Raw genomic sequence first — 12,114 nt, 5'->3', positions numbered from 1 at the left:
CAAGCTCATTTGAAATTGACCACCACATGTCATAGTGATATGTTGGGGACAATACCTTTTTGTATTGACGGCGAACCGCGATTTCCCGATCTTCGTTGCAGTTGAAAGAGAGACCATGGCTTTTAACAAGGCAAAGGCGTTAGCGTCGGCTGACAAATATATTGCCAAGCAAAATTACAACAAAGCGCTCAATGAGCTGTTAAAGGTCGCCAAGGTAGCGCCGGGCGACACCAATTTGCTGAACAAGATCGGGGACCTTTACAGCAAGACGGGGAATACCCAGTCGGCTACCTCCTATTTTTTAAAAGTCGCCGACTCCTACCGCACCAACGGTTTTAACCTCAAAGCAATCGCGGTTTATAAAAAGATTCTGCGGGTTGACAAAGGCAACATGGATGCCCGTGACCAGCTTGTCGATCTGTACATGCAGCAGGGCCACCAGAGCGAAGCCAAAGGCGAATTACGCCGTATGGCCGAGCATTACTATTCAGAGAATCTGTTTTCCCGGGCCCTGACCTGTTATCAGAAAATGTTGGAAATCGACGGCAGCAATCTGGATGCACGGCTTAAAATCTCCGAAATCCTGGTCCGTGAAGGACGGCGCGACGAAGCCGCCGAACATTTTTGCGCGATGGGTAACGAGCTACTGGGCAAGAACCTGGTTCACGAAGCGCAAAAAATGATTTCCCAGGGTCTAAAAATGGCGCCCGATTCGGTGCGGCTGCAAATCCTGTTGGCACGCGTTTACCTGGCCGAGGGCAAAACGGACGAGGCGCTTCATCAACTTACCGAGACATGCCGCAAAAACGATCAGAACCTTGAGGCCATTAAGATTTTGGGCCAAACCTACCTGGATCGTGGTCAGTTGCGTGAGGCCAAGGCCTGTTTTATGCGTGCGCTCCACATTTCGGCCGAGGAAACCGGGTCGCTTGAAGAAGTGGGTCGCGGTTTTATCGAAGCCGGCGAGTTGGACGAGGCCTACAGCACCTTGGTTCCCATTAGCGAGAACTTCACCAAGCAAGGCAAGGTGGACGATGCGGTCCGTTTGTTCCGCAACATCCTTTATGCCGATGAAAACCATCTGCCTTCGCTTGAAATGCTGGTTCAGATTTATCGCGAAAACGATCAGGCCGCCGATGCCATTCTCACCCTTGAAAAAATGATTCAGGGTCTGATGGGCAAAGGGGCGGATGCTCAGGCCGCCGCCAAAATCCAAGACCTGCTTGCCTTAGACCCCAACAACTTAGAATGGCGCGCACGTTTGGATCAACTGCAATCCGGTGGTGAGCCCGATGCAATAGAAGCCGATCCTGTTAATGATTTTGTGGATTTGACCGGCGGTGAAGACAGCTTCCAATTGGCTGACGACGAAAACGGAATTTCCATGACCGCGCAGCCCGAGGCCGGTGACTTGTCCGCCGACCCGAGCATGTCCTCCATGGAACCCTCCGATCTGGCTACCAAGATTCAGAACCACCTGACCGAAGCCGATGTGTTCATGAAATACGGCATCATGGATCAGGCTTTGACGCATCTGAATGAGGTCAAGGAAATCGAGCCGTTCCACATCGAAGCTAATTTGAAGTTGCGGCAGATTTACCAGGAGCGCCAAGATACAGATAGCTTGATTCAATGTACCGTGGGTTTGATTAACGGTCACATTGAAGCCGAGAAATACCACGACGCCTTGGATTTTGTAAAAGAACTGGAGGGGTATCGTCCCGATATTGCGCGTATCCACCGCGGGCGTATCGAATCCCTGTTGTACCAGTCCGACAAGGAAGAGCAGGAAGAGCGCGAAACCACGATGTCGCAGTACTCGCTCGATTTCACCGGTAACAGTGCCTCCGCTTCCCGTGAATCACAGGCGCTGACCTTTTCCGAGACCGACGCCGATGTGGTGGACTTTCGCGAATTGGGTGGCGCCGAAAAAGAGGAACCGGCCGCCGCCGGCGAAGATGGTATTTGGTCGCTGGATATGCCCAAGGATACCCCGTCCTCGGGGGCCCATCAGGCCGAGGATTTGGCCGATATGTACGCCAGTCAGGTGGAAAATCCCGGCGAAGTGACCTTTGATAACATCAGCTCTTTGGATTTTGCACCCGGAGAAGGCTCGCTTTCGAGCAGCAGCGACAATCCTTCTGAAGAAAGCAGTGTGATCCATTTCCAAGACGATGTCACCGGCATTAACGATCTCACCGACATCACCGCCGAGGATTTGGCCGACGAAGATTTGGAAGAGCTTGACGATGAGGATTTCGCCCCGAATCCGCCCGCCGCGGTCGATCCCTACGCCGAACCCGCCACACCGTCGGCGGTGGACGGGACCTTGGACGAATCCGAGTTGCTTGATGAAGATGCCTTGGAAGATGCTGATTTCGAACCGGTCGACGAACCCGCCGTTCCGCCGCCCGCTGAGCCGACCCCGACCATGGGCGCCGCGGCCACCGGGGGTAACGAACGCTCTTTGGCCAGCGAGTTGGAAGAAATTGACTTCTTCATTTCGGTAGAAGCATTTGAAGACGCCCAAAACCTGTTGCAAGAAGCCCATGGACGTTTTGGCGATCATCCGCTGATCCTGGAGCGCATGCAGGAAGTTCAGGCTCATACCAATACCGACGGCACCCACGGTATGGCCATCGCCGAAACCGGTACTGGTGATGCCACCCCCACGCATGATTTACTCGATCAGGATACCGGCTTTTTTGATTTGGCGGCGGAGCTCAGCGAGGAGTTGTTCGACGACGGCGGCGAGATCAATGACAAAACCGGCCAGGAAGAGATTCAGTCGGTCGATGAACTGTTTGAAGAATTCAAGCGGGGGGTTGACGAGCAGATCAGTGACGACGATTACGAAACCCACTACGATTTGGGTATTGCCTACAAGGAAATGGGACTTCTGGAAGAAGCGATCAACGAATTCCGGCGAGCGCAAGCCGAGCCGACCCGGTTTCTGGAGTGTTCCACCCTGATCGGCAGTTGCATGATCGAGTTGGGGCGCACCGAGGACGCCATCGTCCACTACGAAGAGGCCTTGGCGAAGTGTACGGCCCAGAACGAAATCATCGCGCTTAAATACGAATGGGCGCTGGCCCTGCAGGGTTTGGGTGAACTGGAAAAGGCGCTTGCCTTGTTCATGGAAATCCGCGCGGTTGAGGCCAACTATCGCGACCTCGAATCACGTATTGAGGCACTTGTTTAACAAACCGGCTTGATCTTGGGTGCGGGTTCATGACGGGCAATGATCCGCTGTCCGAACGGAACCCTGTTTGGATGGGAAATGATCCGGCGCCCGAACGGAACCCTGTTTGGATGGGAAATGATCCGGCGCCCGAATGGAACCCTGTTTGGATGGGAAATGATCCGGCGCCCGAACGGAACCCTGCTTGGATGGGAAATGATCCGGCGCCCGAACGGAACCCTGTTTGGATGGGGAATGATCCGGCGCCCGAACGGAACCCTGTTTGGATGGGAAATGATCCGGCGCCCGAATGGAACCCTGTTTGGATGGGGAATGATCCGGCGCACCCCGGAGGGGTTCGCACACCGAGGCGCGTGGTCCACAACTGATTTAAAACGTGAGCCGGAGGCGAATGACCTTTGGTTTCGCTGAAGGCGATACGGATTTCAGCCCTGGGTAAAGGGTTGTGGCACAACCCTTTACCCAGGGTCCCCGGGAGTTCCCGTCGTGTAGGCCGCCGAAGGCGCCGGCCTCACAACACACAACCGAACCGCTGGATTCAATATTCCTCCCTGAAACAAACGGTCTTGGTCGGTGATCCCCGCGGTGTTGCAGGATCGTAACCTATGTGGTGTCGGCCCCTTCAGGGCCTTCCCGTCCGTGAACCCCCAGCACCTAGGGTTGGCCCATTTTCAATGGCCCAACCCTAGGCTAAATTATGGCACCCCGTTGGGGTGCGTCCAGGGAGGCGAGGCGTTGCCTCGCGTTTATTCAAAGCATGGTCCTTAGATGGGGTTGTGCGGCCCCGGTTGGGGCGCGCCGGATCATGCAGATTCCTCGTCCCTTTTGTTCACTTCCTTGCTAAGCTAGCGCTATCTGGTCAGCGTGTGGGTGTATGGTTTCGAGGTCGTCCCTGCGCGAAATTTTGGATGAAACCCGCGGTGTTGGATCGTGGGTTCGAAGAAGGTCTTTTTCATGTCACAAAAAAATGTTCCTCAGAAACAGCGAGCCCTCGATTTGGCCATGGGCCAAATTGAAAAAGCGTTCGGCAAGGGTTCGATCCAGCGTTTGGGTGATCGCGAAATTAAAAAAATCCCCTGTATTTCTACCGGCTCGATCGCCCTTGATGCGGCACTTGGGACCGGCGGTGTCCCTTATGGCCGGATCATTGAAATTTACGGACCGGAAAGTTCGGGTAAAACCACGCTTACCCTGCATATTACCGCCGCCGCCCAGCGCCGCGGCGGGGTGGCCGCGTTCATCGACGCGGAACACGCTCTTGACCCGTTGTACGCGCAGAAGTTGGGCGTTGACGTTGAAAACCTGCTGGTGAGCCAGCCTGATTCCGGTGAACAGGCCTTGGAAATCGCCGAGGTTCTGGTCCGCAGCAACGCGGTTGATTTGGTCGTGATTGACTCCGTCGCCGCCCTGGTTCCCAAGGCCGAACTTGAGGGCGAGATGGGCGACAGCCACATGGGTTTGCAGGCTCGTTTGATGTCGCAGGCGCTGCGTAAATTGACCGGCGTTGTGTCGCGCTCCCACACCTGCCTGATCTTTATCAACCAGATCCGTATGAAAATCGGGGTCATGTTTGGCAACCCCGAAACCACCACCGGTGGTAACGCCTTGAAGTTCTACAGCTCGGTTCGCATGGATATTCGCAAAATCGGCAGTATCAAAAGCGGCGAAGAGGTCATCGGCAACCGTACCCGTGTGAAAGTCGTGAAAAACAAAGTGGCGCCGCCCTTTAACCAGGCCGAATTCGAGATCCTCTACGGGGAAGGTATTTCCCGTATGGGTGAGGTGCTTGATTTAGGGGTTAACGCCGGCATCATCGACAAAAGCGGGGCTTGGTACTCCTACACCGGCACCCGTCTGGGACAAGGTCGTGAAAATGCCAAGCAATTCCTGCGGGACCATCCAGAGATGGCGGCTGAAATTGAGAAGCGCATTCGCAAAGACCTGTTGCCCGAGGTCGAAGAGGAGAACGAAGCCGAGGCTGAGACCACAACCAAAGCCAAAGAATAAGTGATTCGGTTTCCTACCAAAGCCGCGGGTGTTTTCCCGCGGCTTTTTTGACAGCAGGCTCACAAAAACAGATCGTTCTTAACAGAGCACCTAGGCTTTGCTTGTTTAAGTATTTGTGAAATATGGTTTTATGGTTCTGGTTTGGTTTTTTTGAAATAATAGCTTGACGGCCCCCCGGCATATTGGCTATTCTTCGCTGCGTTGGCCCGATAGCTCAGTCGGTAGAGCAATGGATTGAAAATCCATGTGTCGGCGGTTCGATTCCGTCTCGGGCCACTTTTTCATTTAGGGTACGCCATGATAGATGCGGTCACATCAATCGAACTCAAGGGCGTCCCAAAGGTCGCTAGCGGCAAAGTCCGCGAGATATTTGATTTAGGCGATCATTTTTTGTTTGTAGCCAGTGACCGCATCTCCGCATACGATGTCGTCATGCCGAACGGTATCCCCAACAAAGGCCGCGTTTTGACGCAGCTTTCTCGCTTCTGGTTCGAGCAGTTACAGGATGTGGTTGCCAACCATGTCGTCTCGCAAAAGCTTTCCGATTTGCCCGCGGTGTTGCAGGACCAAGTCGATGTGCTCGACGGTCGTTTTATGATCGTCAAAAAGTGTGAGATGTTCCCGGTTGAATGTGTGGTTCGCGGCTATCTGGTCGGCGGTGGTTACGCTGAGTACCGCCAATCAGGCTCCGTTTGTGGGTTACCTCTACCCGCCGGCCTGGATGTAGCCGAACGTCTGCCGGAGCCGATTTTTACGCCCGCCCGCAAAGCGGTTGAGGGACACGACGAAAACATCAGCTTCGAAACAGCGGCCGAGATGATTGGGAACGACCATGCCGAGGCGTTGCGACGGATAAGTATCGCGCTTTACACCCGCGCCGCGGCCTTGGCTTACGAGAAAGGCATTATGATTGCCGACACCAAATTCGAGTTTGGTCTCCACAACGGCGAAATTGTGCTGGCCGACGAGGTGCTGACCCCGGATTCAAGCCGTTATTGGCCCTTGGAACAGTACCGTACCGGTGCCAACCCGCCCAGTTTCGATAAGCAATATGTTCGTGACTATTTGAGTGGGTTGGACTGGGACAAAACGTCGCCTGGTCCCCTGTTGCCCGACCATGTGCTACAAGGTGCCGAAAAACGGTACCTAGAGTGTTTTCAACTGATTACCGGTAAGTCTTTATTTGACGAGGCGTCCTAACCGGGCGATAACCCACCAGGACTTTGCCATTAACCACATCCTGGCTTTCCCCGATTTTTCCCTCACCTTGTTTCTACTGAATTCCTCTATTTCTGTTGGTATGATGGCACCTGTTCCGCATCCCTCGGTGGGCCTCGGCCGGCACCCTTTGCGACGTGAACGTCGCGTGACGGACGTTCGTTGATACGCGTCATGGCCGACCCGCCGCTTCTTGAAGACCCACTAAAGCGATTGGAGCACCCATGTTGCGATGCCTGATGATTTGGTTCCTGCTGATTGGTTTTTTTGCGGTGGCGCAAGACGTACCGCGGGAAACCGAGGAAGCGCCGGTTACCATACCGGCCCCTACCGCCGGCTTAGAACAAGGTAAGGCCTTTTTTGCACAAGGGGATATGTTTGGTGCGGAGAGCCAGTTTCTCGGGATTGAGCCTTCCTCCGAGAACCGGGTCGTTTTGGCTCAATATCTAAGTGCCGTCGCACAACGGACCCAAGCCGTTGCCGCCAAACGCGTTTTTTATGAAAGTAATTTAGCCCGTGATCCCGAATGGCGTGCCATGGCACTCCTGGTGCTGTGTCATTTAACCGCGGCGGAAGAAAACTGGAATGAATTTCAGCGCTTTGCCCAACTTTACCTCACGGAGAATGAGCCGCTTCCCGGTGACGGCCATTGGTTTATGATTTACGCCCTCGCGCGCTTTTCCGCCGCCGAACCGCCTGATCTTTCTCTGAATCCTGACGAATTGCGGTGGTTTCTGGTGTCCCGGCAAACGCCGCCGGATCGGGCCTTCCCACTTTCGGCGCCCGATGCCTTGCCTTATTTTTGGCGTCATGGTGCGCTCCTGGAATTGAATCGGCCGTTTACCCTGCCGGACCTGGGCCCCAATCCCAGTGATCGCGATTTGCTGCTCTACCAAATGTTGGAAATCAAAAATGCCTTGAATCGTGACGACACCAATTTGGCGGCGACCAAGATCAACCAAATGAATCGCAAAGCGTTTGGCGATGTGGATACCCATCTCAAAATCCATTTTTCCGATTTACTCGCCGCCTTTTATGAAAAGCGCGACAAACCGGAATCGCGAAAAAAGGCGCTTCGCAATCGCGCGGTTTATGTGCGCTGGGCCTTGTTCCCGGTTATTCCACGGCCTGAGGCCGTCGCGGCGGGGGAAGCAAAACGCATCGCGCGCGAGCAGCGCCAGGCCGCCACGGAAGCAGAAGCGGTGGCTGAACAGAATGCGACGACCGCGGAGGCGGCGCCCCCTGAAGACAGCGTGAAGGAACCGGAACCCGAAACCAAGCCGACCGCGACAACCTCCGAACCCGAAAGGCCAATCGGGTTTGCCCATTTGGTTCCCTTTGAGGCGCGGCTGTCCGAGGGTCGTAAGGCTGATTTAGATACCTTGCTTTCCTTTAAAGCGACCACGACCGCTCAAGAGATTTACCGCGATTATTTGGTTGGGTCTTGGCACTTGGAACAGCGCCGGTCGGAAGAAGCGTCCGTGTTTTTGAGCAAAGCGATCGATCGCGTCCTAGAACTGCCGTTTCCCGCGTTGGAAAGCAAAATTCGCATGGCTCTGGCGCGGAACTACGATTTGTTGGGAAACACCGACCGCCGCGATTGGCATTACCTGCGTGCCGTTGAGATTTGGAAAACTCCGGAAAACGTACCCTTGCTGGCGCTTTCCAGCGTGGCGCATCCCGTGAATCCGTTGAAAACCATGATTGACCGCGCCTTGGTGAAGCATCTTGACGCCGCCGGCGTCGCCGGCTTGTTTACCCACGGTGAACTCGAGCATTTGCTGAGCTTGCGGGGTTTGGCCCTTAAGCGCAAGGCACTTAGCCGTAACCAGGTGCTGGATCACCAACTTCACCAGGTTGGCGGCCAATTGGCCGCCATGGTGGATGAGTTAATGACGTCTTCCGGGAGTGCCGCATCGCCGCGCCGTTACAACCAAACCCTGGAGATTTGGACGCAACTTTGGGATCAGGTTCAGCCAACTTACCGCGAGACCAGCTTTAACAGTTTGGCCCAGGTCCAGCAGGCGCTTAACCAACGGGACCGTATTTTGTACTTTGTTGAGGGCCGCGAGCAGTTGGGGTTGTTGGTGTTGAGCAAGACCCAGGCCTTTGGTGTTTCCCTGGGGTCGCCGGCTGCGTTCCGTGCCATGGACAATGGGCAACAATTGGCTTTTATGGAAGGTCGTTTGGGACCCGTTTGGAATCACCACGGCCCCGTGATGGTGCGGCTTTCGGCCACCTTGTTGGATACCGACTTTGCCGAGGCCCTACACGGCCACTGCCAAAACCCCGAACGTTTGTCCTTTTTGTTTTCACTGCGTGATGTGACCCGGGCTTACGTTCAGAATGAATGTGCCAACTTCGCCATCGCGGTGAAAACCGAAAGTGACGTGTTGGAGGCCTGGAGTGGCACCGTGCCCGCGCGTGAACGGCAAATTTGGACCGAGGATGAATGGGTTGGCGACCGTGGTTACGAACGTTTCGAATGGGCGGATCGTTTGTTGTACCAAGGTGCCTTGGAGCATCATGAAGAAGGTTTGATTCTGGGTTCCTACAGCAACGGTTTGCCGCTTTTGCGCCTGCTTCACTTGAACTTGGATTTGTGCTCGATGGCGATTGTCTCGAAAAGTTTGGATTCCTGGAGTTCGGTTTTCCGGGAATTGGAATTGCTGGATCCCAGCGGCCGGATTGCGTTCGATCTTTATCACAAACTGCCCTCGCGTCTGCCGGAGGACCCACGCGGTCGTGGCGGGGTGCGTTTCTACCTCAGGACGGATTGAGGATGGGCGCCCGGTTTTGCCCGCCGGGACATGGGTTGGAATCCTTTATTTCTTAGGATTTTAGGATGAATTGTAGATGGGCGGGGCGCGGTATTTCCCTTTGCCCGCCCAATAAATGTTGGGCTGGAGGGATTACGCATGCGGATGAAGCCGTAGCTCTGTTGATCACAATCTCTTCTGTGTGATCTTTTTAACCAAACCTTATAGAATTAGTGTTTTACGTTTGTCTACTGCCGGGCGGTTGCGCTGGGTGGAATTCAATGGTGTTCGATCCCAAGGAGGCTTTCAAAGCATCAAGATAACGAATAAGCCACGTCCAAAAGGCAATGATCCAGGTGGACGCCTCCATCCGCGGCGCCTTGTCGCCCGGTCAAACCAAAAGGCAACCCGCCCATCCTGTATTTATCCAAAAATCCAAAGAAATTATTGAAAAGAAACCCAGGCCCGGCCGTGCATCCCCCATCCAGGACCATCCTCATTGGGTGACCCTCGAGCGGGATCGCTGACCTTTGTAATAGACAGCCACCCTAGGTTGTGCGCGCGTCTCGCGCCGTGAAAGCGGTCACGGGTTCTCAATGAGCTTTTCTTTCCAAAGGTGAACGCGCTGCTTTTAATGAACTTATTTGAATATATGTAAGATTCTTTTTGTTTCTCCCCAGTTTGGCGGTTCGCCGGCATTGTTCTCGCACTCACCCATGGCGGCGTCGTGTTATTCGCTGATTTCCGTGACGGGCGAGGTACCCCCCTTTCGGTGATCCAAGCACGATGCTTCACTTTGCCGGCACGACCATTTTTTGAAGGAGCACGTTTTTATGGATTGGCAAATGGGATTGCGTGGCGCGTTTATCGCGGTGCTTTTGACAGCGGCTTATCCCGCGTTGGCACAAAAGAACGATTACTTTGACCGAACCGAGATGGTTTATTTTGAGATCAATCTGGGAACCCATCAGCCCGACGAAGGTTCCGACTTATTCAACTTCTTTGAAGAAACCAGCACCTTTGACAGCGAAGACCTCGACGGATTCGTGGTCGATTTTAAGCTGTATTACCAACTGAACAACCGGCTGAGCATTGGCGGGGGCCTCTCGGTTTACGAGGAGTCGGTGAGTGCAGAAAGCCGTGATTTTGTTGATATCGATGGTTTTGGCATTGTCAACGAAACCGAGTTCCAAACGACTTGGGTGGGTGCCCAAATGATTTGGACCCCGTTTGGGGCCGGCGAACAGTTTGGCAGCAAAGGCTGGGCGCCCAAATTTTTCGTGCCTTACTTAACCGCGGGTATCGGCTTCAAAGCTTATGAAGTCGTTCAGGTAGGTGAGTTTGTGGATGAAACGGATCCCAATGATCCGTTTATCTTCGCGGACCGTTTCGAGGCTGACGGCGAAAGCCTGTCCACTCGGTTCGGTTGTGGTTTCCGCCTCAACCTGCACCGAAATGTCGACCTTAACTTTTCACTGCAACAGGAGTGGGCCGAGGACGATGTCGCCGGTTCCTATTCGGGATTCGGCGATTTAGACCTGGGTTCCAAATCAGCCATGATCGGCGTCACCTTCAGGATTTGATGTCGGTCGGAAGCCGGATAAGTGGTGATCCGGCTTCCGTATGTGTACGGCCCCGCGTTTGGCGCCGCGAACTTTCCAGGACGACTTTTCCTTGCGATCCCTTTTTTAGTTTTCTTTAATGGAGATAGGATAAGCGTTTTATGTGCGCGACCGCATCGCTGATGACCATGCCGTTAACCACACCGGAAGAAGGATAGATAGGAGTAGGTTATGCGTGTTTTGCTAAAAACGATTGCATTCATCGCATTCATCGCGCCGGCCCTTGGGTTATGGGCCCAGGTGTCGTACGACGACATCAAAGCCAAGCTTGCGGAGGGTGAAAGCCCCGAGAATTTGGCGCAAATGATCCGCGCCGAGGGCTTGTCGTTTGATGTCAATCGCAAGGTGTTGCGCAAGATGAATCGCGACAAGTTCCCCGATTGGCTGATTGATTTGCTGATCGACCTGGATCAGGGCCAAGTGGGTGAGCCCATTGTCAGTGCTTATGGTGGTTCCCCGCATGACCACCATCATTACGGTCCTCATTATTACAACCGCCATTCGCCCTTTTACGGCCACCAATACTGGTGGTGGGACTATTGGGATTATGCATGGTACGGCCCGGCAAGCGTATTTGGTTACTGGGGTTTAGGTCATCCATTTGGAAGACATTACTACGGCTATCGCTACCTTAACCTGTCCCGTCCCAGTGGTTATGTCACGCGCGGTGGTTACGTTTCGCCCCATGACGACAACTACCGCGGCGAGGCGCGCACCCGGGTGGTTCGCGGCGACAAGGGGACCGCGACACGTGCGCCGAGCGGTGATCGCGGTACCCGCGTGACGCGCGACAACCGAGGCTCTAGCTCGCGTTCCTCCGCGTCTTCCGGTTCGCGTAGCGGGACCCGGGTAACCCGTGGTTCCGGCTACAGTGGTGGTTCGTCACCCCGGTCTTCCGGGGGTAGTCGCTCCGCGCGTAGGAAATAAAGAACCATCCGCGGCATGATCGTCGGGGGCGTTTACCGAAGGGTAGACGCCCCCGTTTTTATTTGGGATGGCTTGGATTGGGGGCGGTTTTCCCCGCATGGCTTGGTGCCCATCTATTTCTTAGGATGTGAGAAATGCGGGTTAGAGGATGGGCGATTGGGACGGCTTGCTTGGTGTGGCTTTGCAGTGACAGGCACGCGCAATTTGGCTTTGCGGTGACGGTTTTGCGGTGACAGGTACGCGCAATTTGGCTTTGCGGTGACAGGTACGCGCAATTTGGCTTTGCGGTGACAGGTACGCGCAATTTGGCTTTGCGGTGACAGGTACGCGCAATTTGGCTTTGCGGTGACAGGTACGCGCAATTTGGCTTTGCGGTGAC

7 protein-coding genes and 1 tRNA gene are annotated in these 12,114 nt (G+C 54.5%); 7 read left to right on the top strand and 1 reads right to left on the bottom strand.

All coding sequences use genetic code 11. The features are described from left to right. Positions 1-115 precede the first annotated feature (115 nt). The 7 genes from J3U88_RS05025 (at position 116) to J3U88_RS04995 (ending at position 11,735) form a co-directional block, all read left to right on the top strand. Complete coding sequence (locus J3U88_RS05025; RefSeq protein WP_207857269.1) at positions 116-3,202, top strand: tetratricopeptide repeat protein; 3,087 nt, start codon at positions 116-118, stop codon at positions 3,200-3,202. A 954-nt stretch (positions 3,203-4,156) separates the two neighbouring features. Then, a complete protein-coding gene (gene recA / locus J3U88_RS05020; RefSeq protein WP_207857268.1) occupies positions 4,157-5,209 on the top strand; it encodes a recombinase RecA in 1,053 nt (350 codons plus the stop codon). 203 nt (positions 5,210-5,412) lie between these two features. Beyond that, positions 5,413-5,485: transfer RNA gene (locus tag J3U88_RS05015), tRNA-Phe, on the top strand. Positions 5,486-5,506: 21 nt separating this feature from the next. Then, entirely contained in the window at positions 5,507-6,409 is a 903-nt protein-coding gene (locus tag J3U88_RS05010; protein ID WP_207857267.1) for a phosphoribosylaminoimidazolesuccinocarboxamide synthase, read from the top strand. A gap of 242 nt (positions 6,410-6,651) precedes the next feature. Next, a complete protein-coding gene (locus J3U88_RS05005; RefSeq protein ID WP_207857266.1) occupies positions 6,652-9,207 on the top strand; it encodes a hypothetical protein in 2,556 nt (851 codons plus the stop codon). A gap of 812 nt (positions 9,208-10,019) precedes the next feature. Next, a complete protein-coding gene (locus J3U88_RS05000; protein WP_207857265.1) occupies positions 10,020-10,769 on the top strand; it encodes an outer membrane beta-barrel protein in 750 nt (249 codons plus the stop codon). Between the two features lie 210 nt (positions 10,770-10,979). Then, entirely contained in the window at positions 10,980-11,735 is a 756-nt protein-coding gene (locus J3U88_RS04995; protein WP_207857263.1) for a hypothetical protein, read from the top strand. A gap of 141 nt (positions 11,736-11,876) precedes the next feature. Here the strand turns inward: J3U88_RS04995 and J3U88_RS04990 are convergent. Beyond that, positions 11,877-12,114: hypothetical protein (locus J3U88_RS04990; RefSeq protein WP_207857261.1), on the bottom strand; the 238-nt coding region annotated here is incomplete at its 5' end.

Origin of the sequence: Acanthopleuribacter pedis, assembly GCF_017377855.1 — a bacterium.
GTDB classification, from domain to species: Bacteria; Acidobacteriota; Holophagae; order Acanthopleuribacterales; family Acanthopleuribacteraceae; genus Acanthopleuribacter; species Acanthopleuribacter pedis.
Note: the sequence above shows the minus strand (reverse complement) of the source record. Positions and strands in the feature narration are given on the sequence as shown.

Bases quoted from the DNA above. Each gene is read 5' to 3' on its own strand.
- J3U88_RS05025 (WP_207857269.1), top strand. From the start codon at position 116: ATGGCTTTTAACAAGGCAAAGGCGTTAGCGTCGGCTGACAAATATATT.
- recA (WP_207857268.1), top strand. From the start codon at position 4,157: ATGTCACAAAAAAATGTTCCTCAGAAACAGCGAGCCCTCGATTTGGCC.
- J3U88_RS05010 (WP_207857267.1), top strand. From the start codon at position 5,507: ATGATAGATGCGGTCACATCAATCGAACTCAAGGGCGTCCCAAAGGTC.
- J3U88_RS05005 (WP_207857266.1), top strand. From the start codon at position 6,652: ATGTTGCGATGCCTGATGATTTGGTTCCTGCTGATTGGTTTTTTTGCG.
- J3U88_RS05000 (WP_207857265.1), top strand. From the start codon at position 10,020: ATGGATTGGCAAATGGGATTGCGTGGCGCGTTTATCGCGGTGCTTTTG.
- J3U88_RS04995 (WP_207857263.1), top strand. From the start codon at position 10,980: ATGCGTGTTTTGCTAAAAACGATTGCATTCATCGCATTCATCGCGCCG.